This is a genomic window from Kaistia geumhonensis (assembly GCF_030815145.1).
Lineage (GTDB): Bacteria > Pseudomonadota > Alphaproteobacteria > Rhizobiales > Kaistiaceae > Kaistia > Kaistia geumhonensis.
This window is the reverse complement of record NZ_JAUSWJ010000001.1, coordinates 2,889,350-2,916,319: the sequence shown is the minus strand read 5'-3', so window position 1 is coordinate 2,916,319 and position 26,970 is coordinate 2,889,350. Positions and strand designations below refer to the sequence as shown.

At 69.5% G+C, this 26,970-nt stretch carries 26 protein-coding genes and 1 tRNA gene; 15 read left to right on the top strand and 12 right to left on the bottom strand.

Annotated features, from left to right (window positions below; translation table 11 throughout):
- Positions 1-46: 46 nt before the first annotated feature.
- The 4 genes from purH to htpX form a co-directional block, all read right to left on the bottom strand.
- Entirely contained in the window at positions 47-1,663 is a 1,617-nt protein-coding gene (gene purH, locus QO015_RS13810) for a bifunctional phosphoribosylaminoimidazolecarboxamide formyltransferase/IMP cyclohydrolase (RefSeq protein WP_266278693.1), read from the bottom strand.
- An 80-nt stretch (positions 1,664-1,743) separates the two neighbouring features.
- A complete protein-coding gene (locus tag QO015_RS13805; RefSeq protein ID WP_266278694.1) occupies positions 1,744-3,645 on the bottom strand; it encodes a heparinase II/III family protein in 1,902 nt (633 codons plus the stop codon).
- 129 nt (positions 3,646-3,774) lie between these two features.
- The gene (locus tag QO015_RS13800) at positions 3,775-5,148 is read right to left on the bottom strand and encodes an RsmB/NOP family class I SAM-dependent RNA methyltransferase (RefSeq protein ID WP_266278695.1); all 1,374 of its coding nucleotides are present in this window, start codon (positions 5,146-5,148) and stop codon (positions 3,775-3,777) included.
- Positions 5,145-6,095, bottom strand: coding sequence for a zinc metalloprotease HtpX (htpX, locus tag QO015_RS13795; protein WP_266278696.1), 951 nt, complete (start codon positions 6,093-6,095; stop codon positions 5,145-5,147). The genes QO015_RS13800 and htpX overlap by 4 nt, the downstream gene beginning before the upstream one ends.
- 113 nt (positions 6,096-6,208) lie before the next feature.
- Here htpX and QO015_RS13790 point away from each other — a divergent pair, with 113 nt between their 5' ends.
- Positions 6,209-7,540, top strand: a complete 1,332-nt coding sequence (locus tag QO015_RS13790; protein WP_266278697.1) for a class I SAM-dependent methyltransferase — start codon at positions 6,209-6,211, stop codon at positions 7,538-7,540.
- Between the two features lie 54 nt (positions 7,541-7,594).
- The gene (locus tag QO015_RS13785) at positions 7,595-7,795 is read left to right on the top strand and encodes a DUF1674 domain-containing protein (protein ID WP_266278698.1); all 201 of its coding nucleotides are present in this window, start codon (positions 7,595-7,597) and stop codon (positions 7,793-7,795) included.
- 45 nt (positions 7,796-7,840) lie between these two features.
- On the opposite strand, the gene acs is transcribed toward QO015_RS13785, so the two are convergent.
- The 7 genes from acs to tsaD all read right to left on the bottom strand — a co-directional run bounded on the left by acs (position 7,841) and on the right by tsaD (position 13,926).
- Positions 7,841-9,793, bottom strand: a complete 1,953-nt coding sequence (gene acs / locus QO015_RS13780) for an acetate--CoA ligase (RefSeq protein ID WP_266278699.1) — start codon at positions 9,791-9,793, stop codon at positions 7,841-7,843.
- A 133-nt stretch (positions 9,794-9,926) separates the two neighbouring features.
- Positions 9,927-10,643 carry a class I SAM-dependent methyltransferase gene (locus QO015_RS13775; protein ID WP_266278700.1) on the bottom strand — a complete coding sequence of 239 codons (717 nt, stop codon included), beginning with the start codon at positions 10,641-10,643 and terminating at the stop codon, positions 9,927-9,929.
- Positions 10,604-11,023, bottom strand: coding sequence for an EVE domain-containing protein (locus QO015_RS13770; RefSeq protein WP_266278701.1), 420 nt, complete (start codon positions 11,021-11,023; stop codon positions 10,604-10,606). Before QO015_RS13770 ends, QO015_RS13775 begins: the two co-directional genes overlap by 40 nt.
- A 10-nt stretch (positions 11,024-11,033) precedes the next feature.
- Complete coding sequence (locus QO015_RS13765; protein WP_266278702.1) at positions 11,034-11,312, bottom strand: YciI family protein; 279 nt, start codon at positions 11,310-11,312, stop codon at positions 11,034-11,036.
- A 75-nt stretch (positions 11,313-11,387) separates the two neighbouring features.
- Positions 11,388-12,356: an NAD(P)H-dependent glycerol-3-phosphate dehydrogenase gene (locus tag QO015_RS13760; protein ID WP_266278703.1), complete on the bottom strand. Its 969-nt coding sequence runs from the start codon at positions 12,354-12,356 to the stop codon at positions 11,388-11,390.
- The gene (locus QO015_RS13755; protein ID WP_266278704.1) at positions 12,353-12,838 is read right to left on the bottom strand and encodes an NUDIX domain-containing protein; all 486 of its coding nucleotides are present in this window, start codon (positions 12,836-12,838) and stop codon (positions 12,353-12,355) included. Before QO015_RS13755 ends, QO015_RS13760 begins: the two co-directional genes overlap by 4 nt.
- Complete coding sequence (gene tsaD / locus QO015_RS13750; protein WP_266278705.1) at positions 12,835-13,926, bottom strand: tRNA (adenosine(37)-N6)-threonylcarbamoyltransferase complex transferase subunit TsaD; 1,092 nt, start codon at positions 13,924-13,926, stop codon at positions 12,835-12,837. Before tsaD ends, QO015_RS13755 begins: the two co-directional genes overlap by 4 nt.
- A gap of 127 nt (positions 13,927-14,053) precedes the next feature.
- Here tsaD and hemC point away from each other — a divergent pair, with 127 nt between their 5' ends.
- The 5 genes from hemC to QO015_RS13725 all read left to right on the top strand — a co-directional run bounded on the left by hemC (position 14,054) and on the right by QO015_RS13725 (position 18,662).
- Complete coding sequence (gene hemC / locus QO015_RS13745) at positions 14,054-15,001, top strand: hydroxymethylbilane synthase (RefSeq protein ID WP_266278706.1); 948 nt, start codon at positions 14,054-14,056, stop codon at positions 14,999-15,001.
- Positions 14,998-15,714, top strand: a complete 717-nt coding sequence (locus QO015_RS13740) for a uroporphyrinogen-III synthase (RefSeq protein ID WP_266278707.1) — start codon at positions 14,998-15,000, stop codon at positions 15,712-15,714. The genes hemC and QO015_RS13740 overlap by 4 nt, the downstream gene beginning before the upstream one ends.
- 45 nt (positions 15,715-15,759) lie before the next feature.
- Entirely contained in the window at positions 15,760-16,899 is a 1,140-nt protein-coding gene (locus tag QO015_RS13735; protein WP_266278709.1) for a COG4223 family protein, read from the top strand.
- 10 nt (positions 16,900-16,909) lie between these two features.
- Positions 16,910-18,448, top strand: coding sequence for a heme biosynthesis protein HemY (locus tag QO015_RS13730; protein WP_266278711.1), 1,539 nt, complete (start codon positions 16,910-16,912; stop codon positions 18,446-18,448).
- Between the two features lie 138 nt (positions 18,449-18,586).
- A tRNA-Thr gene (locus tag QO015_RS13725) sits at positions 18,587-18,662 on the top strand.
- A 49-nt stretch (positions 18,663-18,711) separates the two neighbouring features.
- Here QO015_RS13725 and QO015_RS13720 read toward each other — a convergent pair.
- Positions 18,712-19,869, bottom strand: a complete 1,158-nt coding sequence (locus QO015_RS13720; protein ID WP_266282343.1) for an extracellular catalytic domain type 1 short-chain-length polyhydroxyalkanoate depolymerase — start codon at positions 19,867-19,869, stop codon at positions 18,712-18,714.
- Positions 19,870-20,221: 352 nt separating this feature from the next.
- Here QO015_RS13720 and QO015_RS13715 point away from each other — a divergent pair, with 352 nt between their 5' ends.
- From QO015_RS13715 to ku, 8 genes are all read left to right on the top strand, one after another.
- Positions 20,222-21,259, top strand: a complete 1,038-nt coding sequence (locus tag QO015_RS13715; protein WP_266278712.1) for a fatty acid desaturase — start codon at positions 20,222-20,224, stop codon at positions 21,257-21,259.
- Positions 21,260-21,352: 93 nt separating this feature from the next.
- On the top strand, positions 21,353-22,273 hold the full coding sequence (locus tag QO015_RS13710; RefSeq protein WP_266278714.1) for a manganese catalase family protein: 921 nt from the start codon (positions 21,353-21,355) through the stop codon (positions 22,271-22,273).
- Positions 22,274-22,494: 221 nt separating this feature from the next.
- Positions 22,495-22,866, top strand: a complete 372-nt coding sequence (locus QO015_RS13705; RefSeq protein WP_266278715.1) for an ArsR/SmtB family transcription factor — start codon at positions 22,495-22,497, stop codon at positions 22,864-22,866.
- Positions 22,859-23,386 carry an arsenate reductase ArsC gene (locus QO015_RS13700; protein ID WP_266278717.1) on the top strand — a complete coding sequence of 176 codons (528 nt, stop codon included), beginning with the start codon at positions 22,859-22,861 and terminating at the stop codon, positions 23,384-23,386. The genes QO015_RS13705 and QO015_RS13700 overlap by 8 nt, the downstream gene beginning before the upstream one ends.
- Positions 23,387-23,400: 14 nt before the next feature.
- Positions 23,401-24,465, top strand: coding sequence for an ACR3 family arsenite efflux transporter (gene arsB / locus QO015_RS13695; protein ID WP_266278718.1), 1,065 nt, complete (start codon positions 23,401-23,403; stop codon positions 24,463-24,465).
- Positions 24,462-24,881, top strand: a complete 420-nt coding sequence (gene arsC / locus QO015_RS13690) for an arsenate reductase (glutaredoxin) (protein ID WP_266278719.1) — start codon at positions 24,462-24,464, stop codon at positions 24,879-24,881. The genes arsB and arsC overlap by 4 nt, the downstream gene beginning before the upstream one ends.
- On the top strand, positions 24,878-26,077 hold the full coding sequence (locus QO015_RS13685) for an MFS transporter (protein ID WP_266278720.1): 1,200 nt from the start codon (positions 24,878-24,880) through the stop codon (positions 26,075-26,077). The genes arsC and QO015_RS13685 overlap by 4 nt, the downstream gene beginning before the upstream one ends.
- A 73-nt stretch (positions 26,078-26,150) precedes the next feature.
- Positions 26,151-26,963 (top strand): non-homologous end joining protein Ku, encoded by an 813-nt coding sequence (gene ku / locus QO015_RS13680; RefSeq protein WP_266278722.1) that lies wholly within the window; start codon positions 26,151-26,153, stop codon positions 26,961-26,963.
- Positions 26,964-26,970 lie beyond the last annotated feature (7 nt).

Below are 26,970 nucleotides of genomic sequence, written 5' to 3'. Positions count from 1 at the left end.
GGAGCGGCGGGACGGGTCGGAACCTTGGTCCGCTTGGCCGGCAGCGTCAATGCCGGAAATGGCGCATGCCGGTGAACACCATGGCGAGGCCGGCCTCGTCGGCCGCCGCGATCACCAGATCATCGCGCATCGAGCCGCCGGGCTGGATCACTGCGGTCGCGCCTGCCGCCGCCGCCGCGAGCAGGCCGTCGGCGAAGGGGAAGAACGCATCCGACGCCACGACCGAACCGATGGCGAGGCTCTCGTGCAGACCGGCCGCCGTCGCCGCCTCGGCCGCCTTGCGCGCCGCGATGGTGGAGGAATCGACGCGGCTCATCTGGCCGGCGCCGATGCCGACGGTGGCGCCGTCCTTGGCATAGACGATGGCGTTCGACTTCACATGCTTGGCGACGCGGAAGGCGAAGAGGAGATCGTCCAGCTCGGCCGCGCTCGGCTGCCGCTTCGTGACGACCTTGAGGTCGGCGCGCGCGACATGGCCGGCATCGCGGTCCTGCACCAGCATGCCGCCCGAGACGGAGCGGAAGGAGAGGCCGCCGGCGGTCGGGTCCGGCAGTCCGCCGGTGACGAGCAGGCGGAGGTTCTTCTTGGCCGCGACGATCGCGACGGCTTCCTCCGTCGCGTCGGGAGCGATGATGACCTCGGTGAAGATCTCGACGATCTTCCGCGCGGCCTCGGCATCGAGCGTCCGGTTGAGGGCGACGATGCCGCCGAAGGCCGAGACCGGATCGCAGCGGAGCGCCCGTTCATAGGCCTCCACGAGGCTCGCGCCGGTCGCGACGCCGCAGGGATTGGCGTGCTTGATGATGGCGACGGCCGGCGCGGCCGCCGGATCGAACTCCGCCACCAACTCGAAGGCGGCGTCCGTGTCGTTGATGTTGTTGTAGGAGAGCTGCTTGCCCTGGAGCTGCCGCGCGGTCGCGACGCCGGGCCGCTGCTCGCCCGTCACGTAGAAGGCGGCGCGCTGATGCGGGTTCTCGCCATAGCGCAGGCTCTCCGCGAGCTTGCCGCCGAGGGCACGCCAGGCCGGCGCGGGTTCGTCCAGCGCAGCGGCGAACCAGGTCGAGACGGCGGCGTCATAGGCCGCGGTGCGGGCGAAGGCCTTCGCGGCGAGGCGGCGGCGATAGGCGAGCGTCGTCGCGCCGCCATGCGCCGCGAGTTCGGCGAGCAGCCCGTCATAATCGGCCGGATCGACGAGGATCGACACGAAGCCGTGGTTCTTGGCGGCGGCGCGCGTCATGGCCGGGCCGCCGATATCGATGTTCTCGACGAGGGTCGGCAGGTCGCTGGTGGCCGCGATCGTCTTCTCGAACGGATAGAGGTTGGAGACGACGAGGTCGAAGGGCTCGATGCCGTGCTCGATCAGTTCGGCGGCATGCACGGGGTCGTTGCGCAGCGCCAGGAGGCCGCCATGCACCTTCGGATGCAGCGTCTTAACCCGCCCGCCGAGGATTTCGGGAAAGCCGATCAGGTCGGCGATGTTCATCACCGGCAGTCCCGCCGAGACGATCGCCTTGGCCGTCGAGCCGGTCGCGAACAGGCGAACTCCGGCCGCGTGGAGCGCACGCGCGAGATCGATCGCGCCGGTCGTATCGAACACCGAGAACAGCGCGCGCTGCATCGCAACGAGATCGGGCAGGTCGACCTTCGGCGGGGGAACGGCCATCTTCACCTCTGGGCAGGAAGTCTCAAGCGGAAACGGGACGGGCGCGCGATAGCACGATTTCCCGCCGCCCGCATCCCCGCTCAGGACTTGGGCGCGACCTCCGCCTCGACGTTCCCGGCGAGATCGGTCTCGGCAAAGGCCACCGGCTCTTCGTCGCTCATGCCGGCCTCGGCCTCCATCGGCTCCTGCTGCTCCGGCCAGGCCTGATCCTCGGGCCAAGCCTGATCCTCGGGCCACGCCTGCTCCTCAGGCCAGGCGTCGGCGACATAGTGACCCGGACCCGCCACCTGCTCGAAATGCCAGCGCACGGCAGGGAACTGCATCGCACGACCATGCACGACGATCTGCTCCGCCCGGCGGTTGCCGCGGATGTCGGAGAGACGGATGCTCTCCTCGATCATCACGTCGTGGCCGGGCGCTTCGAACACGAAGCCCGAACCGTCGGGCAGCACGAGCAGCACCCCCTGGCCCGTCTCCAGCCGGCTCGCCTCGACGGCCGGATGGAGGTGGAAGCGGATCGCGAAGGCATCCTTGCCGCCAAGCGCCAGCGGCGCGCCCGAGGGATTGGTGAAGCTGTCCTTGCCGTCGAGGCGCAGGCCGTCCGGCCGCATGGCGAGGCGGCGCTCGTGGCGGATGCCGTAGCGGTCGACATAGCCGTCATGGGCGGCGGTGATGCGGGTCTGCCGCTTCTCGTCGAGCCGTGTCAGTTCCACCTTGCCGGGCCCGGCCACGATCACCTCGCCGAGCCGGCTCGCCAGCACGCCGCCGGTCAGGAAGCGGCAGGACGAAGCGTCGTTGAAGGTGACGGTCGAATGGGCCGCGGTGGCGCGGGCGAGGCGGCGGAGCGCGATGGCGCCGGGGCCTGGAATGCCGCAATTGACGACGATCGGCTGGCGGCCGACGCTCATCTCGAATGCGAGGCAGCCGGCATGCGCCTCGCGCGACAAGGCGGGCGGCGGCGGCGCTCCCGTATCGGCGATGAGCACGGTGTCGCCGGCTTCGATGCGCTGGTAGCCGGAATGAGGGGCGTTGCGGACCGGGGAGCCGCGCGCGTCGTCATAGGCGAGGACGGCGGCCAGAAGGCCGAGCTCCGTCTCGCCCATACCGTTGAACTTCGCGAAGGCGCCATCGCCGAGCCGGAAGAAACGCAGCATCGGCATCATGCGGTCGATGGCGCCGAGCAGGGCCGGCGAGGGCTGCATGCCGCGCGCCGTGAAGGCCTGCCGCAGCGGCAGCAGATCGACCAGGATATCGAGGACGGCGCCGGGATTGCGGCTGACATGGCCGCCATCGGGCAGGATCTGCCGCGTCAGTTCCTGATCGACGAAGCGCGCGGCCTGGCGCACGAAGCGGTTCTGGTCGGCGAGCGACAGTGCGGCGGCGGCGAGTGCCATGGCGACCGAGAGGCGCGGCCGGCCGGGCGGCACGTCATGCGCGACGCGGCGAAGCGACCGAACCTGCCGCGTCAGCGCCCGCATGAAGCGGCGGTAGAAGCCGTGATCGCAGCCTTCGAGCACCAGCGGCGTCTGCGCCAGCCAGGACGAGATGCGCCGCGCCGTCACGACCGGGTCATGCGCGACGCGGTCGTGGCTCTTCTGGAAGCGGATCCACTCGTCGATCAGCGCGCGCGCATTCTGCCGCGAGACCGCGAGGTCGGAGGCGCGGAGATGCCGCAGCCAGCCGAAGCCGTGCAGCCCGGCCGCCCAGGCCCGCGACGGGGGCTCGACCTCGAACACCGAGAAGCCGGAAACATCCACCGCTTCGCCGGCGAAGACATAGCGCCCGGCATAGATGTCGTGCGCGATGGTCGGATCGGCGGTGCGAAGGTCTGTCGGCGCGATGACGAGCCGGTCGGGCGCCGGCCCGAGATAGCGCCAGCCATAGAGCGGACCGGCATGGAAGGCGTAGCGCGAGCGGCGCCAGGCCGAAGCCAGCGCGAAGCGGACGACCCGCCCCTGCCCTGCCCCTCTTCCAAACGCCATGCCGCTGGATTCCTTTCCGCCGCTCGAATCATCCCCCGCGGGGCCGCGCCAATCTATCGGCCGCGGCAGGCGAATTGAACCGCCTTGCCCGTCACCGACCGGACGCCGCTGGAGCAGCCGGATTTTCCGTCAATTTTTCACGAAGCGGGCCGCAAAGAAACCGTCGAGGCCCGAAAGTCGCGGCTCGTCCGCCGGAAGATCGGAGGGAAGGCTGCGCAGATATCCGCCGCGGCAGAGCGCGTCGAGGCCGCCGATCTCCGCCGGCTGCATGGGACTGGGGGAAAGCGGCAGCGTCCGCAGCGCCCATTCCGCCTGCGCCTCGCCCTCGGCCGGCTCCAGCGAGCAGGTCGAATAGACGAGGATGCCGCCCGGCCTCAGCAGCGAGACAGCGCGCGCGAGCAGCTTCCGCTGCAATTCGGCCAGCGCCGCCACATCGGCGGGACGCTTCAGGAGCGCCACGTCGGGATGGCGGCGGATCGTGCCGGACGCCGAACAGGGGGCGTCGAGCAGGACGGCGTCGTAGAGTTCGCCTGGATCGAAGGCCAGCGCATCGGCGGTGACGAGACGGGCCGAAAGACCGGTGCGGGCGAGGTTCTGTTCGACGCGCTTCAGCCGCTCGGCCGAGTGATCGACGGCGGTGACCAGTGCGCCGGCCGCTGCGAGCTGCAGCGTCTTGCCGCCGGGCGCCGCGCAGAGATCGGCGACGGCCCGGCCGGCGACATCGCCGAGCAGGCGGGCCGGCAATGCCGCAGCGGCGTCCTGGACCCAGAACGCGCCTTCGGCGAAGCCGTCCAGCGCATCGATCGCGCCGCCGGGCAGAAGCCGCACCGTGCCGGTCGGGAGCAGCGTGCCGCCCAGCCGTTCGGCCAGAGCGGCGGCGTCGCTGCGCGCCGTGAGGTCGAGCGGCGCTTCCTCGAGATGGGCGAGCGCGATGGAGAGGGCGGACTCGGCGCCATAGGCGGCTGTCCAGCTCGTGGAGAGCCAGCGCGGCGTGTTGAGCACGGCCTCGTCCTGGTCGGCGAGGATCGCGTCGCGACCCTCTGCAAGTCGCCTCAATACGGCATTGGCGAGGCCCTTGAAGTGCTGGGCGTCGCGATCCTGGCCCGCGAGATCGACGGCGATCGAAACGGCGGCGTGGTCGGCAACGTCCATGAACAGGATCTGCGCCGCAGCGACCTCGAGGATCGAACCAAGGGGGCCGGACTTCTTGGGCAGCGCCTTGTCCAGGAAGCGGCCGAGCGCATCGCGGATCTGGCCGTGCCGGCGCAGCGCGATGCCGAGAATGGCGCGGGCGAGGGCACGCTCGCGCGGCTCCAGCGTTGCGAACGGACCGGAAGGATCGTCGAGAACGGTATCGGCGGGACGGTGATTGGCCGTCACCGCGTGGAGCGCGGCGACGACGGCGATGCGCGCGGCGACGCCAGGCGCCGGCTTCGGCGGCCGACGCTGGCCGCGCGGGCGTTGGCGGTCGGAGGCGGGGCCCCTGGCTCCCCGGCCGTTCAACCCCAGGGCCCCCGGCGCGGCGCGGCCGAAGCCGCGGCCGGGCGGGAACCGAAGCCGCCGGGAAGGCCGACACCGCGGCCGGCCGGCGCGGAGCCGCGGCGATTCATGTCGCGGTCGAGCTCCATCAGCGCCGCGATGCGGTTCTCCGTCGCCGGATGGGTGGAGAACAGATTGTCCATGCGCTGGCCCGACAACGGATTGATGATGAAGAGATGTGCCGTCGCGGGATTCGCCTCCGCCGCGGCATTGGGGATCTGATGCGCCGCGCCGGCGATCTTGGCAAGCGCCGAGGCGAGTGCCCGCGGATTGCCGCAGATCTCGGCGCCCGTCCGGTCGGCGGAATATTCCCGCGTCCGGCTCACCGCCATCTGCACCATCATGGCCGCGATCGGCGCGAGCAGCGCCGCCGCGATGGCGCCGAAAGCCCCCAGCGGGCTGCGCTCGTCGCGATGGCCTCCGAAGAAGAAGGCGAAATTGGCGAGCATCGAGATCGCGCCCGCGATGGTCGCGGTGATGGTCATGGTCAGCGTGTCGTGATGCTTCACATGCGCCAGCTCATGCGCCATCACGCCGGCGACCTCCTCGGCCGTCAACGCCTGCAGCAGGCCGGTCGAGGCGGCAACGGCGGCGTTCTGCGGATTGCGGCCGGTAGCGAAGGCGTTCGGCTGCGGCGAGTCGATGATGTAGACCTTGGGCATCGGCAGGCCGGCGCGGGCCGCGAGCTCGCGCACCGTCGCGTAATAGCGCGGCGCCGTCGCCTCGTTCACCTCGCGCGCGCCATACATGGAGAGCACCATGCGGTCGGCGTTCCAGTAGGTGAACACGTTCATGCCCGCCGCGAACAGCAGCGCGATCAGCATGCCCGACTGGCCGCCGACCAGATAGCCGACGCCCATGAAAAGTGCGGTGAGGACCGCGATCAGGACGGCGGTCCGCATCATGTTCATGCGACAGAGCCGCCCGACGGACGGCCTCCCTCTTGTGCCTCGCCCATATGATGGTAGTGCATACCGCCCTGGGCAAGCCTCGCTGGGGGGCTGCAGCGGCAAGCGGGGGCCTCATGAGCGGACGGACGGCGGGCGGACGGACGGAGCGTTTCGCGGCGCTGATCGCTCATATCCGCGACGTGATGGGCATCGGCCTTGCCTTCCGCCTCTGGGACGGGACGCGCATTCCGGCAGACGCCTCAGACGACGCGCTCACCGTCGCCATCGCCGACGAGGGGGCCGTGGCCGGCCTCTTCCGCAGCCCCAAGATCGACACGCTCATCAATCTCTATGTGTCGAAGCGGCTCGACCTCCTGAACGGGACGTTGTTCGACCTTGTCGCCGAGCGGCCGAAGGTTCGCTCCCGCGAGGTGCGGCGCCTGCTCGACAAGAAGCTGCTGCTGCGCTCCTTCGCCGATTTCGTCTTCTCGCCGCGCGGCGGGCCCTGGCCGCTCGAGCAGATCCGCGGCGACCGCGCCCAGCGCGACGGCTCCGAGACGGCGAACAAGGAGAACGTCCACTACCACTACGACGTCTCCAATGCCTTCTATGCGCTCTGGCTCGATCCGGAGATGGTTTACACCTGCGCCTATTTCCGCGACTGGGACAACGACATCGCGACGGCGCAGCGCGACAAGCTCGACATGATCTGCCGCAAGCTGCGGCTGAAGCCGGGAGAGACGCTGCTCGACATCGGCTCGGGCTGGGGCGCCCTCGTCTGCCATGCGGCGCAGCATTACGGCGTCAACGCCGTCGGCGTGACGCTTGCCGACGAGCAATATGTGTTCGCGCGCGAGAAGGTCGCCCGGCTGGGCCTGCAGGACCGCATCCGCTTCGAGCTCAAGGACTACACCCAGGTCCAGGGCCAGTTCGACAAGATCGCCTCGATCGGCATGTTCGAGCAGGTCGGCATCCCGAACTACCCGACCTATTTCAGCACCGTGCATCGCCTGCTGAAGCCCGGCGGCCTCTATCTCCACCACGCGATCGCCCGCCCGGCCAAGATGACCGAGAAGGCGTTCCGCCGCACCAATCCCGAATACGCCGCCATCCGCCGCTACATCTTCCCGGGCGGCGAACTCGACCATCTCGGCATGTCGGTCGCCAATCTCGAACGCTTCGGTTTCGAGGTGCATGACGTCGAAGGCTGGCGCGAGCATTACCGCATGACGCTGCGCCATTGGCACGACCGGCTGCTCGCCCGCTACGACGACGCGGTGCGCGAGGTCGGCGAGGTCAAGACGCGACTCTGGCTCGCCTATATCGCCGGCTGCTCCGTCGCTTTCGAGCGCAATTCGGTGACCATCAACCAGACGCTCGCCTCGCGCCGCCAGCGCGGCCCCTCCGGCCTGCCGCCGAGCCGCGAGGACATCTATCGCGACTGGCCGGCCGCGCCCGACGCTTGACGCGCGGCGAAGGCGGGCCACATCAGCGGTGATCGACAATCGGGAACCGATGCGATGAACCAGAGTGAAACGCCGGCCGACGCGGCGCCGCGGCCGCTGAGCCCGGCGGCCCAGCGCGCGCTCGACGAGGCCAGGGCTCGCCGTGCGGAAATCGACGCGGCGGCCGACCTGCCGCGTGAAATCCTCGGGCGCGCCGGCCCTGAGCCGGTGCGCTATGGCGACTGGGAAAACAAGGGCATCGCCAGCGACTTCTGACGACTGCCGTTCGGCGCCCCGCGACGAGGCAGGGCGCCGTGATGCTCAGACCGCTTCCTTGCGGCGGTTCTGGCGGTTGGCGATCAGGTCCTCGACCACCGCCGGATCGGCGAGCGTCGAGATGTCGCCGAGCGCCGAGAACTCGTCCTCCGCAATCTTCCTCAGGATGCGGCGCATGATCTTGCCGGAGCGGGTCTTGGGCAGGCCGGGCGCGAACTGGACGAGGTCGGGCGAGGCAATCGGCCCGATCTCCTTGCGCACCCAGCCGACAAGCTCCTTGCGCAGCGCATCGCTCGGCTCGACGCCGGCCATCAGCGTGACATAGGCATAGATGCCCTGCCCCTTGATGTCGTGCGGATAGCCCACCACCGCCGCCTCGGAGACGTTCTGATGCGCGACCAGCGCGCTCTCGACCTCGGCCGTGCCCATCCGGTGGCCGGAGACGTTGATGACGTCGTCGACGCGGCCGGTGATCCAGTAATAGCCGTCCGCATCGCGCCGGCAGCCGTCGCCGGTGAAGTACATGTTCTTGTAGGCCGAGAAATAGGTCTGCTCGAAGCGCTCGTGGTCGCCATAGACGGTGCGCATCTGGCCAGGCCAGGAATCGAGCAGCACGAGATTGCCCTCGCAGGCGCCCTCGAGCAGCCGGCCTTCGGAATCGACGATGCCGGGCTGCACGCCGAAGAACGGCCAGGAGGCCGAGCCCGGCTTCAGCGGCGTCGCGCCGGGGAACGGCGTGATCAGCACGCCGCCGGTCTCCGTCTGCCACCAGGTGTCGACGATCGGGCAGCGGCCGTCGCCGACGACGCGGTAGTACCACTCCCACGCTTCGGGGTTGATCGGCTCGCCGACCGAGCCGAGCAGCCGCAGCGAGGCGCGCGAAGCCACCTTGACCGGCTCGTCGCCCGACTGCATCAACGCGCGGATCGCCGTCGGCGCGGTGTGGAAGATCGTGACCTTGTGCTTGTCGACGACCTGCCAGAAGCGGCTGTTGCTCGGATAGTTCGGCACGCCCTCGAACATCACCGAGGTGGCGCCGTTGGCGAGCGGGCCATAGACGATATAGGTGTGGCCGGTGACCCAGCCGACATCGGCGGTGCACCAGAAGATGTCGTCTTCCTTCAGGTCGAAGACGATCTCGTGCGTCATCGCGGCATGCAGCAGATAGCCCGCCGTCGTATGCAGCACGCCCTTTGGCCGGCCCGTCGAGCCGGAGGTGTAGAGGATGAACAGCGGGTCTTCCGCATTCATCTCGGCCGGCGGGCAGTCGGCGGAAACCTCGGCGGAAACTTCGTGATACCAGTAGTCGCGTCCGGCATGCATGGCCACTTCGGCGCCGGTGCGGCGGATGACCAGAACCTTCTCGTCGCCGATCGTCTTGGCGAGAGCGAGGTCGGTATTGTGCTTCAGCGGCACCTTCTTGCCGCCGCGCAGCCCCTCGTCGGCCGTGATGACCAGCGTCGAGTGACAATCGCCGATCCGGCCGGCGAGGCTGTCGGGCGAGAAGCCGCCGAAAACCACCGAATGGATGGCGCCGATGCGGGCGCAGGCGAGCATCGCCATCGCCGCCTCCGGGATCATCGGCAGATAAATGGTGACCCGGTCGCCCTTCTCGACGCCGAGCTTCTTCAGCACATTGGCGAAGCGACAAACCTCGGCATGAAGCTCGCGATAGGTGATCGCTCGGCTCTCGGAGGGATCATCGCCCTCCCAGAGGATGGCCACCTTGTCGCCGCGCGTTTCGAGGTGCCGGTCGAGGCAGTTGGCCGCGACATTCAGCGTGCCGTCCTCGAACCACCGGATCGAGACGGCGCCGGGCGCGAACGAGGTGTTCTTGACCACCGTGAACGGCTTGATCCAGTCGAGCCGCTGCGCCTGTTCGGCCCAGAACCCGGCCGGATCCTCGACGGAGCGCCGGTAAAGGCTGTGATAGTCATCGATATCGACATGCGCCGAGGCGGCCCAGTCCTGCGGGACCGCGTGAACGATCTCGTGCATTCAATCCTCCCTCATCCCCATCCGCGCACGCCTGCGAATGCGGCAACCTCCAGCGGCCACTTAATCCGTTCTCATGCCACCCCGCAACAGAGCGACCGGCTGTCGGCACGCTCTGTCGCACCCTTGCGCAGGCTCAATGCGGATCGATGGCGAGGATCCGCACCCGCTTCTGCGGTGCATCCTCGAGCGCCGGTTCCGTCGGAACCGTGAGCGTCGCGAGGACGCGGATGCCGCCTTGCGGACAATAGCGCCGACCCGGATCGCCGACGAGAACATGCGTGCCTCGTGCCGCGAGAGCGCGCATCCAGGGCAGCACATGAGCGGTCATGGCGCGGTCGTAGAAGACGTCGCCGCAAAGGACGAGATCGACATCGAGGGGGCTTCCGACGCGATCGATGCAGGCGACGTCGAGCGCCGCGCCATTGGCCTCGGCGTTGAGCCGGCAGGCGGTGACCGCGAACGGATCGATGTCGACGGCCTCGACCAGAACCGCCCCGGCCTTTGCCGCCGCGATGGCGACGAGCCCGGAGCCGGTCGCAAAGTCGAGCACGCGTCGGCCGCGAACGAGATCGGGGCTGTCGAGAACAAAGCGGGCGAGACCACGCCCGCCCGCCCAGGCGAAGGCCCAGAAGGGCAGCGGCGCACCGGCGGCGCCGAGCTGGTCTTCCGATCGCGACCAGAGCGCCGTCGCGTCGTCGGCGAGGTGGAGGCTGATCTCGGGCAGCGAGGGCACGGCCATCAGCCGCGTCTCGGCGCTGACGAAGCGCCGCCTCGCCTCTTCGGCCGCCGCCTCTTCCGCCGCCTCGCCGGTCAGGGGTCGACGCCCGTCAGTTCGCACACGATCGCCCATTCGGCATCGGTGACCGGCTGCACCGAAAGGCGCGAGTTGGAGACGAGCGCCATGCCCTGGAGGCGCGGCTCCGCCTTGGCCTCGGCGAGCGTCAGCGGGCGGGCGACCGGGCGCACGGCGCGGATGTCGACGCACTCCCAGGTGCCGCTGTCGTCGGTCGAATCGGGATGGACTTCGCGCACCACCTCGACGAGGCCGACGATCGCCTTGCCCTCGTTGGAATGATAGAAGAAGCCGCGGTCGCCGCGCTTCATGGCGCGCATGTGATTGCGCGCCTGATAGTTCCTGACGCCGTCCCATTCCTGCCCGGCCTCGCCCTTCGCGGCGAGGTCGTCATAGGAGAAGACGTCCGGTTCGGACTTGTAGAGCCAGTGCGCCACGCTCCGCTCCTCAGGCCGGCTTGCCCCAGCCCCAGCGCCACGCCCGCAAATCGAGCGACTTGAAGAGCCCGGCCTTGGCGAACGGGTCCTCGGCGAGAATGGCGCGCGCCGCCGCCTCGTCCTCGGCCTCGATGATGACCATGGTGCCGATCATGTCGCCCTTTTCGTCGAGGAACGGGCCGGCGATCGGGATCGGCGCGGTCTTGAGCCATTCGAGATGCGCCGGCCTGTGCGCCATGCGAACGGGGAGAGCGCCGTCGTGATCGGCGAGAATGGCGACGAAATGCATGGGAAATCCTCCGAAAGTTCGGCGGGAGGTTAGGTCGGCCGCGCCCGGCCGTAAAGCCTCGACGAAGCGGGACGTTCAGTCGGTCTCGTGCCTGAGCGGCCGGCTCATGAGGGCGGCCATGGCACCTTCGATATCGGTCTCGCCCTCGACGATGGCGGCCACCTGCGCGGTGATCGGCATCTCGACGCCGAGCTTCGCCGCCAGCATGCGCGCGACGCCGGCCGTCGCCGCGCCCTCGACCAGGACCGCCGCCGGCGCGGTGCCGCGGCCGAGCGCGACGCCGTAGGAGAAATTGCGCGACTGCGGCGAGGCGCAGGTGAGCACGAGGTCGCCCAGCCCCGAGAGCCCCATCAGCGTATCTGGCCGCGCGCCGAGGGCGGCGCCGATGCGGCGCAGTTCCGCGAAGCCGCGCGCCGTCAGCGCGGCGGCGGCACTGGCGCCGAGCCCGCGGCCCGCGACGATGCCGACCGCGATGGCCAGAACGTTCTTGAAGGCGCCGCCCACCTCGACGCCGATCATGTCGGTCTCGGCATAGGGCCGGAAGCTCGCCGAGCCGAGCGCGCGACAAAGGGCCATTGCGAGCGGCGCCTCGGCGGCGGCGACGGTGACCGCCGTCGGCAGGCCCGCCGCAACGTCGGCAGCGAAGCTCGGACCCGACAGAACGGCAGGCGCCGCCGGCGGCAGGGCCTCGCCGAGAACCTCGGTCGGCCGAAGCCCCGTCCCGCGCTCGAGCCCCTTGGCACAGAGCACCACCGGCGTGTCGTCGGCGATGCCGCCGAGCAGCGAGGCGACGGCGCGGATCGTCTGCGTCGGTGTCACGACGAGGATCGCGTCGGCGACGACGACGTCGGCGAGCCGGTCGGTGACGGCGATCGTCTCGGGGATCGCGATGCCCGGCAGATGGGCGGCATTCTCGCGGGTCGCGGCGATGGCGGCGACGTCACGGCCCCAGAGCGTCACCCGCCGCCCGGCCCGCTCGGCCGCGAGCGCGAGCGCCGTGCCCCAGGCGCCGGCACCGACGACGGCGACATGCTCGATGCTCATTCCCGCCCCCTGACATCGAGGCCGAGGCGCCGGTAGAGCTCGGGAAAGAGCGCATCGAGCCGCCCGAACAGGACCGGCACCGGAACGAGCGGCACGAAGCGGTGGCGCATCAGGATCGGTCCGCCGCCGCCGTCCGGCGTCTGCTCGGTCCAGTCCCAAGGCGCTGTCGGCGCCTCGTCGAGCACGACGTGGAAGAAGCTGCGGTGGTGCTGGAAGCGCACGGCGCCCGCCTCGAAGGTCTCGGAGCGGAAAACATAGGTCATCTCGCCGATCAGCGCGAACGCGCCCGGCGGCGTCAGCCCGGTCTCCTCGGCCAGCTCGCGGCGCGCCGCCGCCTCGAGATCCTCGCCTTCCTCGACGGTGCCGCCCGGCACCTGCATGCCGGCCTCCGGATGATCGGGCTCGGTGAAGGCGAGCAGCGATGCGCCATGCGTCGCGTAGATCACGACCTTGCGGCGGAAACGGACGGGCTCGCGGGTCATGCCTTGGCCCCCTTCATGCCGGAGCCGATCATCGGCGCCGCGATCTGGTCGAGCGGCCAGCGTGGCCGGGCCGGCGCATCGAGGCCGTCGAGAAGGCCGAGCGCGAGACGCTCCGCCCCCGCCCAGGCTATCATGGCGCCATTGTCGGTGCAGAGCTTGAGCGGCGGCGCCACCAGACGGAAGCCTGCCGCGGCGGCCGCTTCGGCCAGCGCCGTGCGCAGCCGGCGGTTGGCGGCGACGCCGCCGGCGACGACGAGCGCCGGGGCGGCGATCTCGGGGAAGGCGGCCCTGAACCTCTCGAACGCATGCGCGATGCGATCCGCGACGACGGCGGTAGCGGTCACCTCGAAGGCGGCGCAGAGATCGGCGACGTCCTGGTCCGACAGGGGTGCCACCGCCTCGGCCTGCTGGCGAAGCGCCGTCTTGAGCCCGGAGAAGGAGAAATCCGAGCCGGGCCGCCCGATCATCGGTCGCGGCAGGACGAATCGCGCCGGGTCGCCTGTCTCCGCCGCCCGCTCTACGGCCGGCCCGCCCGGATAGGGCAGACCGAGCAGCTTGGCGGTCTTGTCGAAGGCCTCGCCGAGCGCATCGTCGATCGTGGTGCCCCAGCGCTCATAGACGCCGACGCCGGAGACGAGAAGGATCTGCGTATGGCCGCCCGAGACGAGCAGCAGGAGGTAGGGAAAGGCGAGGCCGTCGGTGAGACGCGCGGTCAGCGCGTGCCCCTCGAGATGGTTGACGGCGATCAGCGGCAGGCCGGCGGCGAGCGCGATCGCCTTGGCCGTGGTGAGGCCGACGATGACACCGCCGATGAGGCCGGGGCCCGCCGTCGCGGCCACTGCGTCGAGATCGCCGAAATCCGCTCTCGCCTCGGCCAGCGCCGCGGCGACGACCTGATCGAGCGCCTCGACATGGGCGCGCGCGGCGATCTCCGGCACGACGCCGCCGAAGGCCGCGTGATCGGCGATCTGCGACAGCACGACATTGGAGAGGATCGTGCCGCGGCCATCAGCGTCGCGCGCGACGACCGAGGCGGCCGTCTCGTCGCAACTCGTCTCGATGCCGAGCACCAACTGTCGGGCTGTCACGGAAACCTGCCTTTCGCAGCGCGGATCGGGGCGGCGCGCAGAAGGATTGCCGCAGCCCCTTCCATCGACGGGGCGAGCGACTAGACTGCGCCGCTTCATCGTCCCCCTAACACCCAGAGCCGATCGCGTGCAATCCGCCACTCCCGCCCCCGTCCTCGTCATCGGCACGCGCGGTTCGCCCCTCGCCCTCGCCCAGGCGAACGAAACGCGGGACCGCATCGCCGCCGCCAGCGGCCTCGATCCCGCCGCCATCGCGATCTCCGTCATCCGCACCTCGGGCGACCGGATCCAGGACCGGCCGCTGTCCGAGGCGGGTGGCAAGGGCCTTTTCACCAAGGAAATCGAGGAAGCGCTCGTCGCCGGCCGGATCGATCTCGCTGTCCATTCCTCGAAGGACATGCCGACTCTCCTCCCTGAGGGGCTTGAGCTCTCCGCCTTCCTGCCGCGCGAGGATGTACGCGATGCCTTCCTTTCCCCGGTCGCGGCCAGCCTCGCCGACCTGCCCGAGGGAGCGGTGCTCGGCACCTCGTCGCTGCGCCGCCGAGCCATGGCGCTCCGCCTTCGTCCCGACCTCAAGACCGTCGAGTTCCGCGGCAATGTCGAGACCCGTCTGCGCAAGCTCTCCGAGGGCGTTGCGCATGCGACGCTGCTCGCCATGGCCGGTCTGAATCGCCTCGGCCTTTCCGGCCACGCCACCGCCGTCATCGCGACGGAGGATTTCCTCCCTGCCGCCGGCCAGGGCGCCGTCGCGATCGAGACACGCATTCATGACGAGCGCGTGCTGCGCCTCGTTCGCGACATCGATCACGCGCCGACATCGACCGCGCTGCATGCCGAGCGCGCCTTCCTTGCCCGCCTCGACGGGTCCTGCCGCACGCCCATCGGCGGCCTCGCCACCATCGCGGACGGCACGATGACCTTCCGCGGCATGGTCCTCTCCCATGATGGCCAGCGCTCGGAACAGGTCCGTCTCGAAGGGCCGGTCGCGGAGGCGACAGCGATCGGAATCTCGGCCGCCGAGGCGCTGCTTGCCCGCGGCGTCGCCGATTACTTCCGCGAGGGACCCGCGGGGTGAGGCTGCTCGTGACGCGCCCGCAGCCGGAGGCGGAGCGGACCGCCGCCGAACTCGTGCGACGCGGCCACGAACCCGTCCTGGCGCCCTTGCTCGTCACGGAGTTTCTCCCCGCCCCCGCCTTCACTGCGCCGGCGGCCCTGCTCTTCACCAGCGCAAACGGTGTCCGCGCGGTCGATGCCTGGCCTGGCGAGCGCGTGTCGCGGGCGATCCCGGCGCTCTGCGTCGGCGCCCGCACGGCGGCGGCGGCGCGGGTGGCCGGCTTTACAGATGTGCGCTCGGCCGACGGCGACGGCGACGATCTCGCGCGGCTTGTTCTGGCCACGCTCGATCCGGCCGCCGGCCCGTTGCTCCATCCGACCGTCGCCCGTCCCGCCCGCGATCTCGCCGTACTGCTCGGCGGCGGCGGCTTCACGGTCGAGACCGTCGAAGCCTATCGCATGAGCGAGGTGGAGGCTCTTCCGGATGCGGTCGAAACGGCGCTGCGAAGCGGGGCGATCGACGGCGTCCTGCTCTATTCGCGCCGCACCGCCGAGACCTTCGCGCGGCTGACGCAGGGGCTGCGGCCGCATCTTGCCGCAATGCCCGTCTATTGCCTCTCGGCCGATGTCGCGGCCGGCGCGGGCGGCGGCCGCATGCTTGTCGCCGCCGCGCCGAACGAGGCCGCGCTTCTGGCGCTTGTCGGGAACGGAACATCGGCCGCAGGCATCCATTGACGGATTGGTCTATAGTCGGGTTCGCTTGAAACGAGATCGAGGGTCATGGCCGCAGAGGACGACAATCCATCCGCCACCGAATCGCCGGCCGCTCAGCGTCAGAAGCGGCCGCCGGTGACGATCGACCTCGAGGCGGAGAGCGTGCCGCCGCCGGCCGATGCCGAGCCGCAGCCGGCCTCTGCGCCGGTCGAAGCGGCTGCCGACCGGCCGGCCGATCCGCCTGCGAGCCCGGCGCGCAGTCTGCTGCCGCTCGCCGCGGCCGCGATCGCGGGCGGCGTGGTCGGTGGCATCGTCGCCGCCTTCCTGTTCGCGCCGCCGACCGACACGGTCACGGATGCCAGCATCGACAGCCGCTTCGCGACCGTCGCGAGCCGGCTGGACGCGCTGGAGGCCAAGCTCGCCGAGGCCGGGCCGACCGCCGCGACACCGACTGTCGATCCCGCGCGGCTCGATGAGCTGGAAAAGAGAGTCGCCGCCTTGCAGGCCGAACCACCGGCGTCTGCATCGTCCTCGGCACCCGACCTCACCCCGATCGAACAGCGGCTCGCGGCCCTCGAGAACCGTCCGGCAGCCGAACCGGCACCGACGGTCGACCTCGCTCCGATCGAGCAGCGGCTCGAGCAGATGGCGGCGCGCGTCGCCGACATTGAGGCCAATCCGCCCTCCGATCCCGCAACCGAGGCCGCCGCGCGCACCATCTCGCTGACCGCGCTGCGCCAGGCGGCGGCGAGCGAGAAGCCCTTCGCACCCGAACTCGACGCGGTCCGCACGCTGGGCGGCGACGAGCCGGCCCTCGCCGCGCTCGCGCCCTTCGCCGGCCAGGCGACGCCGTCGGCCGCCGCACTCCAGGCATCGTTCCCGGATTTCGCGGAGCGCATCCGCGTCGCGAGCCGGCAGGTCGATCCCCAGGCCGGCATCCTCGACCGGCTCGGCGCCTCGGCCTCCGCCCTCGTCACTGTGAAGCCGTCCGGTCCAGTCGCCGGCACCTCGGCCACGGCGATCGTCTCGCGCATGGAAGACGACGTCGCCAAGGGCGACCTTTCGGCAGCATTGACCGAGGGCGAGGCGCTCGACGGGCCGGCCAAGGCGGTTCTCGCCCCCTGGGCCGAGGCGGCGAAGCGGCGCATCGCCATCGACGCGGCGCTGGCGACGCTCGGCAGCGGCGCTGCCGCGCCCAGCAAGTGACGGAGCGCGCATGATTCGCATCCTCGTCTATCTCGCGCTCATCTTCGCCGCCGCGGCGGGCTTCGCCTGGCTGGCCGACCGGCCGGGCGAGATCAGCCTCGTCTGGCAGGGCTACGAGATCACGACCAGCCTCATGGTTGGAGCGGTGGCGCTCGCGGCGCTGTTCGTGCTGCTGGCGCTGCTGCTTTCGGTGCTGATGGCGGTGCTCAGGGCGCCGCGCCTGCTCGACGGCTGGATCACCGGCCGCCGCCGTGACCGCGGCTACCGCGCGCTGTCGCGAGGCATGATCGCCATCGGCGTCGGCGACGTGAAGAGGGCGAAGCGCAGCGCCTCCGAGGCGGCGAAGCTGCTCGACCACGAGCCTCTGACCCTGCTCCTCGCGGCGCAGACCGCACAGGCGACCGGCGACGGCGCCGGCGCGCGCGCCGCCTTCGAGGCCATGCTGCCGACCCAGGAGACCAAGCTGCTCGGCCTGCGCGGCCTTTACGTCGAAGCCGAACGGGCGGGCGAACACGAGGCGGCGCGGCATTTCGCCGAGGAAGCCGCCAAGACGTCGCCCGGCCTCGCCTGGGCCGGCGAGGCGTTGTTCGCCTATCAGTCCTCGTCCGGCGAGTGGCAGGGTGCCCTCCAGACGCTGGGCTCCAACCTGCAGGCAAAGCTCATCGACCGCACCGCTGCCCATCGCCTGCGTGCCGTGCTCCTGACAGCGCGCGGCCTCGAACTCGAAACCGGCAATCCCGAGGAAGCGCTGGCCGCGGCGCTCGAGGCGGTCCGGCTTGCGCCGACGCTGGTGCCGGCAGCGACGCTCGCCGCGCGGCTCGCCGGCCGTCAGGGCGATATCAAGCGGGCCATGAAGATCAGCGAGGCCGCCTGGAAGCAGGGTCCGCATCCGGAGCTGGCCGAAGCCTATCTCTCCGTTCGCCCCGGCGATGCGGCCGGCGACCGGCTGAAGCGCGCCCAGCGCCTCGCCGAACTCGCGCCGTCGCATCCCGAGAGCCACTTCGCCGTCGCCCGCGCCGCGATCGACGCCCGGGAGTTTACCGAGGCGCGGCGCGCGCTCTCCGGCATCGCCGAAGCGGCGAAGACCGAGCGTTACTGGCTGCTGATGGCCGAGATCGAGGACGGTGCCGAGGGCGACCGCGGCCGCGTGCGCGAATATCTCGGCCGCGCCGTCCGTGCCCCGCGCGATCCGGTCTGGATGGCCGACGGTTACGCCTTCACGGCCTGGGCGCCGCGCTCGCCGGTCAGCGGCAAGCTCGACGCCTTCGAATGGCGCACGCCGAGCATGGCGCTCGCCGACGATCCGCGTCCGCTGCTCAATCTCGATCTCTCGCCGGCTGCGGCGGATGCGTCCGCTCCGCCAGCCGCAGAACCCCAGCGGCCGGTGGCGCTGGAACTCGCCGCGACGCCAGTGGCGTCCGCGCGCGAGCCCGCGCCGCCCGCTCCGAACGGCACAGTGGCCAAGGCCACGGCAGAGCCGCCGATCCCGGACGATCCCGGCGTCGACGACGGCACCGCGCCGCGCATCGACCGCATGCGCCTGCAATAGCCGGGCACTCGGGCGCAGACGCGCCCGGTGTCCTTTGTCCCGGCTCCGATCGCTCCGATGGTCGAGCCGCTTGCAACGCCCGCCGATTCTGGCTATCAACGCGCCGTCCCGGCCGGGCGTCGCCCCGGTCCGGCGGATGCCGCTTTAGCTCAGCTGGTAGAGCACATCATTCGTAATGATGGGGTCACAGGTTCGAATCCTGTAAGCGGCACCACTCCTCCCCTTTCCGACGACAACGCCAGATGCGTCCCTGCGACGCTCGGCTACATGAGCCCTGCCTTGCGCAAGGCATCCTCGATGACCCCCTGGATGCCGCTGGCCTTGCCGCTCCCCGACGCGGGCGTCGAGCGCACGCCGTCATCGGCCTTCGGTCGCGGTGAACGGATGGGCATCTCGTCGGTGACGAGCAGTTCGTCCGCATCGAGCGCCCGGCCGACTGCCTCGGATCGCATGGCCGGGTCGGAGGCGAGCCCCCATGACCTGGCGATGTCCCGGGTCGAGGAGATGCCGACATCCAGCATATAGGGCCGGGCTGTGCCGAGGCGATCGGGGCCGCTTGCGGCGATCGGCGTCCCGTGTCCCATGCCCTCGATCAGGACCTGCTCGACGCCGACCCGGCCCTGTCCATCGCGCCAGATGCGACGCGTCATGCGCGCGGACTGCCGTTGCTCCACGGGTTCGGACGGGAGGTCGTGGATCTGGCGCCATTGTTCGGCCAGCGCGCCCGCGTTCGCCATGTCGACGGTCTGGTCCGCGGTTCCATGCCAGATGGAAATCGACGGCCACCCGCCGGCGTCGGGCGCCGCGCCGGCAACGAGGCGCCCGAGCGCCGCTGCTTCCGGCAGGCCGTGGCCGCGCATCCGGTCGAAGGCTTCGGGGATGGTGGTAGCGACGCCATAAGGGAGGCCGGCGATGATCGCGCCGCCGGCGAAGACCTCGGGATAGGTCGCCAGCATCACGGCCGCCATGGCGCCACCCGCGGAAAGGCCGGTGATGTAGACCCGGTCGCGGTCGATGGCATGCGACGCGATCATCCGGTCGATCATATGGCGGATAGATGCGGCCTCGCCGGCGTCGCGACGGATATCGCCGGATTCGAACCAGTTGAAGCAGCGATTGAGGTTGTTGGCCTGCGCCTGTTCCGGGAACAGGAGGGCGAATCCCGCCTCGTCGGCGAGTTCCGACCAGCCGGAGCCGCTGTCATACTGCGCGGCGGACTGGGTGCAGCCATGCAGCACCACGACAAGCGGCATGCTCCTTTCCGCGGTGCGGGGCACATGAATGCGCCCCTGCAGCGCGCCGGGGTTAGGACCGAACGGACCGAGCTCCGACAGCCGATCGACGACCGGGGACGCCGCGGACTGCCGCTTCGCCGCCTTGATGGCGGTCAATCGGGCGATGGTGTCGGAGAGAGTGCGCATGCCAGCTCCTGTGCGGCCGGCCGCCATGATGGACCCGCCTTTCGTGGTGCGCACGAGCGACGCCCGATGTTGCACTGCACAATAACATGGGAAGGGTGCCTTAAGTTGCCACCGTCGATTCGCGAGAGGGGCATCGTCGAACAGGTGGGACGCCGAGCGACGCGCCGTGATGATACTGGCGATGGGTGGCACGCTCTCGCGCGGCCCGAAAAACCATGCGAGGCACACGCCTTGTGCTACGATCTGCGATGGCTCGTCTCCACTAATGGTTGAACATCCGCAACCCGGCTCGATCTGCGCCGTTGAGATCGCTGGACGCGCGACGCGCCTGCCGCTGAAGGAAGATCGATCCATGGTCGGGCCTGCCCAGGACGCCAAGGCCCTGCTGAAGAGTCTGTCCCGCTACAGGGAGACGAGGACGCTTCGAAGCGGTGTCGAACTCACGATAACCGCGCTGCCGCTGGTGGGGCTCTGGCTGGCGATGTGGTTCGCGCTGGATGTCGGCTACTGGCTGGTGCTTCTGCTCGCCGTTCCCGCCGCCGCCTTCCTGATGCGCCTTTTCATGATCCAGCATGACTGCGGCCATGGCGCATTCTTCAGGCGGCGCGCCAGCAACGACTGGACCGGCAGGCTCATCGGCGTCGTGACGCTGACACCCTATTCGGTGTGGCGGCGCACCCATGCGACCCATCATGCCAATGTCGGCAATCTCGACCGGCGCGGCATCGGCGACATCGATACGCTGACCGTCGCGGAATATCTCGCCCTCAGCCCCAGCGGCCGGCTGCGCTACCGGATCTATCGCCACCCGGCGATCATGTTCGGGGCAATCCCGGCCTATCTCTTCCTGGTCCACCAGCGACTGCCGTTCGGGCTGATGCGATCCGGACCGGGCCCCTGGATCAGCGCGATGGGCACCAATCTGGCGATCGCAGCGATCATCACGGCGACCATCCTGCTCATCGGGATCGGGCCTTTCGTGATGATCCACGGACCGGTCGTCCTGATCGCCGGCTCCCTGGCCATGTGGTTCTTCTACGTCCAGCACCAGTTCGACGGCACGCAGTGGACGCATGACGAGACCTGGTCGTTCCACGAGGCGGCGCTCAACGGAAGCTCGCACTACGAACTGCCGCGACCGCTCGCCTGGTTCACCGGCAATATCGGCGTCCACCACGTCCATCATCTCTGCAGTTCCATCCCGTTCTACCGACTGTCGGAAGTGCTACACGACCGGCCCGACCTCATCGGGGTCGGCCGCCTCACCCTGCGCGAGAGCTTCCGCTGCGCGACGCTGGCCCTCTGGGACGAGGGCGACGGCCGGCTCATCTCCTTCCGCGAGGTCAAGCAGCATCAAAGTCGTCGCGACGAGGCGAAGGCCGCGGCCTGAGCCGAACGGCGGAAGGAATTCTCTCGGACCGGAACAATCGGGCAACCCGGCGGTTTGGCGGATGGATAATCCGAAATCGCTGGAGGTATTGCCATGTTCCTGAGAGTGAACAAGCTGCAGGTGGATCTGCCTGCTCCGAAGAGACAAGACGCCAACGCCGCCGCAGCTTTGCAGGAACTGCTCGGCGGTAAATACGGAGAAATGTCCACGCTCGGGAACTACATGTTCCAGAGCTTCAATTTCCGCAGCAAGGACAAGCTGAAGCCGTTTTACTCGCTGGTCGCCAGCATCACCGCGGAGGAGCTCGGCCATGTCGAGCTGGTCAGCAATGGCGTCGCGATGCTGAACAACGGCCCCGACAATGACAGCGACGAGACCGACGGCGGCGACATCTCGGGCGCGCCCTTCGAAGACATGAAGGATATCCGCCTCGCCGCGGCTTTCCTTTCGAATGGCGGCGGCGCGACGCCGGTCAACAGCAACGGCGCGAGCTGGAACAACGATTTCATCACGACCACCGGCAACGTGATCGTGGACCTTCTGCACAACTTCCATCTCGAATGCGGGGCCAGGCTGCACAAGCTGCGCGTCTACGAGACGCTGACGGACCCAACCGGCCGCGAGGTCTGCGGCTATCTCCTCGTGCGCGGCTCCGTTCACGCCCACGCCTATGCGCTGGCACTGAAGAAGGTGACGGGCGTCGAAATCGAGAAGATGCTGCCGACACCCAACATCAACCTCTCCAACATCCCGGAATGCCAGAAATACCTGGCCGAGGGCTCGCATCGCCGCCTCTACACCTTCAGCCCGGACGACTATCGCGACATGGCCGGCATCTGGGAGGGCGAACAGGCCCTGCCCGGAGACCCGCCCGGCGAGCTCGAGATTGTCGAAGGCATGCCGGAGGGGGGCAAGATCCACCAGCTGACCGGCGTTCCCTCCGCCTTCACACCCGACTATGCGCCCGAGGAAATGTTCGAGATCGCGACCCAGCTCTACAAGAAGTCGCGCTAGCGGGACCGCGCTGCCATCGCGAGGGGTGCCGACCGATTCGGCCTGATTTCTCGCGGCGGCCCTCGTCGATCAGACTGTCTTGCCTGCCGCCCTCGATACCGGGCGGCAGGCTTTTCTTTGCGCGGACGAAAAAACTTCGGCGTCGCGAGCGAGCCCCCTCGCCAGACGACGGCGTCTGCGCTAGGGTCATTTCAATATTCCTTGAAGGATAGGATCAATCGATGAACACGGCGGATGCCGTCGGGGCCTTCGCGGCGCTGTCGCAGGAGACGCGGCTTGCCATGGTGCGTGCGCTCGTGCGGGCCGGACCCGACGGGCTCGCGGCGGGCGCGGTCGCGGACGCGGTCGCCGTCACCCCGTCCAGCGCTTCCTTCCATCTCGCCAGCCTCGAGCGCGCCGGGCTTGTCCGGTCGCGGCGCGAATCCCGGTCGATCGTGTACAGCGCCAGCTACGACACGCTGTCGAACCTCGTCGATTTCCTGATGCGCGACTGCTGCCAGGGACATCCCGAGATCTGCGCGCCCGCCGTCGACGCGCTTTCCGCCCCATCGCCCACGACCTGCTGCGCTCCGAAGGAAATCGGCCATGGCTGACCGCATGTTCAATGTCCTCTTTCTCTGCACCGGCAATTCGGCCCGGTCGATCCTGGCGGAGAGCATCCTCGCCAGGGACGGACAGGGACGCTTCCGGTCATTCTCGGCCGGCAGCCATCCCAAAGGCATCGTTCACCCGCTGGCCCTCAAGACGCTCGAGCATTTCGGCTATCAGCATGAGGGGTTCCGCTCGAAGCCCTGGGACGAGTTCGCCGTGCCCGGCGCGCCCGTCATGGACTTCGTGTTCACCGTTTGCGACAACGCCGCCGGCGAGGCCTGCCCGGTCTGGCCAGGACAGCCGATGACCGCGCATTGGGGCATCGAGGATCCCGCCGCCGTCGAAGGCAGCGAGTTGGAGCGCGAGGCCGCCTTCGCCGCCGCGTTCCGCTACATGAAGAACCGGATCTCGACCTTCGCCGCGCTGCCCATCCGCAAGCTCGACAGCGTCGCGCTCGGCAGCAGGCTGAAGGAAATTGGCCAGCTGGAAGGCACCTCCTCGCCGCGGCCGAACGTGGCCTGAGGACCCGCCGATCCATGACCCTTTTTGAACGCTATCTCACCGTCTGGGTGGCGCTGTGCATCGTCGCCGGCGTCGCGCTCGGGCATCTGTTCCCGGGCCTTTTCCACGCCATCGGCGCGGCCGAGATCGCCAAGGTCAACCTGCCGATGGCGGTCCTGATCTGGCTGATGATCATTCCGATGCTGCTGAAGATCGACTTCGCAGCGCTGGGTCAGGTGGGCCGGCACTGGCGCGGCATCAGCGTCACGCTCCTGGTCAACTGGGCGGTGAAGCCGTTCTCGATGGCGCTGCTCGGCTGGCTGTTCGTCGGCTGGCTGTTCCGGCCGCTGCTGCCGGCGGACCAGATCGACAGCTACATCGCGGGGCTCATCCTTCTCGCCGCCGCGCCCTGCACCGCCATGGTGTTCGTCTGGTCCAACCTCATCAAGGGCGAGCCGCATTTCACGCTGAGCCAGGTGGCGCTCAACGACGTCATCATGGTGGTGGCATTCGCGCCCATCGTCGGCCTGCTGCTCGGCCTCTCGGCGATCACCGTGCCGTGGGACACGCTCGTCCTGTCGGTAGTACTCTACATCGTCGTCCCGGTCGTCATCGCCCAGCTCTGGCGCCGCCGGCTGATGGCACGCGGCGGGCAGGCGGCGCTGGCTGCCCTGCTGCGCCGGCTGGGGCCGCTTTCGCTGGTGGCGCTGCTCGCGACCCTGGTGCTTCTGTTTGGCTTCCAGGGCGAGCAGATCATCGCCCAGCCGCTGATCATCGCCCTTCTCGCCGTGCCGATCCTGATCCAGGTCTATTTCAATGCCGGCCTCGCCTATCTGCTCAACCGCGTTTCCGGCGAGGAGCACTGCGTCGCCGGACCCTCGGCCCTGATCGGCGCGAGCAATTTCTTCGAGCTGGCGGTGGCCGCCGCCATCAGCCTGTTCGGCTTCCAGTCGGGAGCGGCGCTCGCCACCGTCGTCGGCGTGCTGATCGAGGTTCCGGTGATGCTCTCGGTGGTCTGGATCGTGCAACGCTCCAAGGGCTGGTACGAGCGCGGCGACGCCGTCCGCTCGGTTGCCGCCAGGGAAGGGCATGCGCGATGACCATCACGATCTACCACAATCCCGACTGCGGAACCTCGCGCAACACGCTCGCCATGATCCGGGCCAGCGGCGAGGAACCCGTCGTCGTCGAATATCTGAAGGCGCCGCCGACGCGCGCGCGGCTGCTGGAGCTCATCACCGCCATGGACATTCCGGTTCGCGCCCTGCTGCGCGAGAAGGGAACGCCCTATGCGGAGCTCGGCCTCGCCGACCCTTCGTGGAGCGACGACGCGCTCGTGGACCAGATGCTCGCGCACCCCATCCTGATCAACCGGCCGATCGTCGAGACGCCGCTCGGCACGCGCCTTTGCCGGCCCTCCGAGGCCGTCCTCGCCATCCTGCCAAATCCGCATTTCGGCACCTTCGTGAAGGAGGACGGCGAGATCGTGGAGACGGGCGCCGCAGCGGCGCCGTGAGCGCAGCGCGTGATCGCCTGCCCGTGGTCGCGGCGCTCGGCATCGTTCAGATCTTCGCCTGGGGCTCGTCCTATTATCTGCCGGCGATCCTCTCGAAGCCGATCGCCGCCGATACGGGCTGGGGCCTGCCGCTCGTCTCGGCCGGGCTGTCGCTGGCCCTCCTCGCCTCCGCCCTGCTGGCGCCCGGTATCGGCCGCCTGATCCGCGACCGCGGCGGCCGCGACGCCGTCATCGGCGGCCTCGCCCTGCTCGCGGTGGGTCTCGCCATGCTCGGATCGGCATCGACAGTGCCGGTCTATTTCCTCGGCTGGATCATCATCGGCGCCGGAATGTCGGGCACTCTCTACGACGCTGCCTTCAGCACGCTCGGGCGCTACTACGGCCATGACGCGCGCAGCGCCATCACGACGCTGACGCTCTTCGGCGGCTTCGCTTCGACGATCTGCTGGCCGCTCTCCGCCGCCCTGCTCGATCATGCCGGCTGGCGTGCGGTCTGCTTCGCCTTCGCCGCGCTGCATGTGCTCGTCTGCATCCCGCTCGCGCTCCGCTTCCTGCCACGCGTCGAGCGACCTGCCGCCGAACCAGACTCGGCTCCCAAGGAGCCGCGCCGGGCGCGCCTGGCCGGCACGGAGCGGCGCGCCTTCCTGCTCCTCGCCGTGATCGTCACCACCGGCGGCACGCTCGCGACCGTCGTCTCGGTCCATCTGATCCAGATCCTGCAGGCGCGCGACGTCTCGCTCGCAGCGGCGGTCTCGTTCGGCGCCCTCATCGGCCCCTCGCAGGTCGCCGCCCGCGTCGTCGACATGGCGATCGGCCGCCGGCTCCCCGCGGTCGTGAGTTTGGCGACCGCATCCGCTCTGATCGCCGCCGGCATCGCGGCGCTGTCGATCGGATATCACACCGTCGCTCTCGCTCTGGTCCTCTACGGGGCCGGCAACGGCATCTGGTCGATCGCGCGCGGCGCGGTGCCCCTGGCGCTGTTCGGTCCCGAGCGCTTTCCCGTCGTCATGGGCGGCCTTGCAATGCCCAATCTCGTCGCGCAGAGCCTCGCGCCGCCTCTCAGCGCGGCGATCATGCAGGCTTCCGGTGCCGAGCGGGTGATCCATCTGCTCGCCGGCGTCGCGCTCGCCAACGTCGCGCTGACGCTGCTCCTGGCGTGGATCGCCACGAGGTCGCGCAAGGCCGTCGCGGCCTGAACGGCATCGCCGGGAACACAAGCGCTTCGTTCGCCGTTATCGGAGATTATCTCCGACCGTCCGGGAGGCCGCCATGGCGCCGCGCAGTTTCTGGAAGGGCTATCTGAAGCTCTCGCTCGTTACCTGCGCGGTCTCGATGACGCCGGCGACCGGCGAAAGCGGCAAGATTCGCTTCCACACTCTGAATCGCGCCACGCATAACCGGGTCGAGAGCCGGTATGTCGACGCCGTCAGCGGCAAGGCTGTCGACGAGGATGACATCGCCCGCGGCTATCCGCGCGGCGAGGACGATTATGTGCTGCTCGAGGACGACGAGCTCGACGCCGTCGCGCTCGACAGCACGCGGACCATCGACATCGAGACCTTCGTCCCCGCCGATTCGATCGCCTGGATCTGGCACGACAAGCCCCATTACCTCGCGCCGGACGACGAGGTCGGCGAAGAAGCCTTCTCGGTCATCCGGGCCGCGATGGAAGCGACGAAGACGGTCGGCATCGCCCGCGTCGTGCTCTATCGCCGCGAGCGGGCCGTGATGCTGGAGCCGCGCGGCAAGGGCATCGTCCTGTGGACGCTGCACTATGGCGACGAGGTGCGGCCTTCGGACGACTACTTCTCGGCCATCCCGAAGGAGAAGCCGGAGCGCGACGAACTCGCGCTGGTGAAGAAGCTCATCGCCGCGCGCAAGCAGGACTTCGATCCCGAGCGGCTGCAGGACCCCGTCGAAGAGCGGCTGCACGAGATGATCGCGGCGCGCAGCAAGGGCCGGAAGCGACGGAAGGCTGCCGAGCCGAAGGCGGAACCGGCTGGCGACAATGTCGTCAACATCATGGATGCGCTGCGCCGCAGCCTCGAAACCGAGAAGAAACCCGCCACGCGGAAGCGCTGATCCGCGG

Excerpts from the sequence above, each read along its gene's own strand:
- purH (WP_266278693.1), bottom strand. The coding sequence starts at position 1,663 with ATGGCCGTTCCCCCGCCGAAGGTCGACCTGCCCGATCTCGTTGCGATG.
- QO015_RS13805 (WP_266278694.1), bottom strand. The coding sequence starts at position 3,645 with ATGGCGTTTGGAAGAGGGGCAGGGCAGGGGCGGGTCGTCCGCTTCGCG.
- htpX (WP_266278696.1), bottom strand. The coding sequence starts at position 6,095 with ATGAACATGATGCGGACCGCCGTCCTGATCGCGGTCCTCACCGCACTT.
- QO015_RS13790 (WP_266278697.1), top strand. The coding sequence starts at position 6,209 with ATGAGCGGACGGACGGCGGGCGGACGGACGGAGCGTTTCGCGGCGCTG.
- QO015_RS13785 (WP_266278698.1), top strand. The coding sequence starts at position 7,595 with ATGAACCAGAGTGAAACGCCGGCCGACGCGGCGCCGCGGCCGCTGAGC.
- acs (WP_266278699.1), bottom strand. The coding sequence starts at position 9,793 with ATGCACGAGATCGTTCACGCGGTCCCGCAGGACTGGGCCGCCTCGGCG.
- QO015_RS13775 (WP_266278700.1), bottom strand. The coding sequence starts at position 10,643 with ATGGGCGATCGTGTGCGAACTGACGGGCGTCGACCCCTGACCGGCGAG.
- QO015_RS13765 (WP_266278702.1), bottom strand. The coding sequence starts at position 11,312 with ATGCATTTCGTCGCCATTCTCGCCGATCACGACGGCGCTCTCCCCGTT.
- QO015_RS13760 (WP_266278703.1), bottom strand. The coding sequence starts at position 12,356 with ATGAGCATCGAGCATGTCGCCGTCGTCGGTGCCGGCGCCTGGGGCACG.
- QO015_RS13755 (WP_266278704.1), bottom strand. The coding sequence starts at position 12,838 with ATGACCCGCGAGCCCGTCCGTTTCCGCCGCAAGGTCGTGATCTACGCG.
- QO015_RS13735 (WP_266278709.1), top strand. The coding sequence starts at position 15,760 with ATGGCCGCAGAGGACGACAATCCATCCGCCACCGAATCGCCGGCCGCT.
- QO015_RS13730 (WP_266278711.1), top strand. The coding sequence starts at position 16,910 with ATGATTCGCATCCTCGTCTATCTCGCGCTCATCTTCGCCGCCGCGGCG.
- QO015_RS13720 (WP_266282343.1), bottom strand. The coding sequence starts at position 19,869 with ATGCGCACTCTCTCCGACACCATCGCCCGATTGACCGCCATCAAGGCG.
- QO015_RS13715 (WP_266278712.1), top strand. The coding sequence starts at position 20,222 with ATGGTCGGGCCTGCCCAGGACGCCAAGGCCCTGCTGAAGAGTCTGTCC.
- QO015_RS13710 (WP_266278714.1), top strand. The coding sequence starts at position 21,353 with ATGTTCCTGAGAGTGAACAAGCTGCAGGTGGATCTGCCTGCTCCGAAG.
- QO015_RS13705 (WP_266278715.1), top strand. The coding sequence starts at position 22,495 with ATGAACACGGCGGATGCCGTCGGGGCCTTCGCGGCGCTGTCGCAGGAG.
- QO015_RS13700 (WP_266278717.1), top strand. The coding sequence starts at position 22,859 with ATGGCTGACCGCATGTTCAATGTCCTCTTTCTCTGCACCGGCAATTCG.
- arsB (WP_266278718.1), top strand. The coding sequence starts at position 23,401 with ATGACCCTTTTTGAACGCTATCTCACCGTCTGGGTGGCGCTGTGCATC.
- arsC (WP_266278719.1), top strand. The coding sequence starts at position 24,462 with ATGACCATCACGATCTACCACAATCCCGACTGCGGAACCTCGCGCAAC.
- ku (WP_266278722.1), top strand. The coding sequence starts at position 26,151 with ATGGCGCCGCGCAGTTTCTGGAAGGGCTATCTGAAGCTCTCGCTCGTT.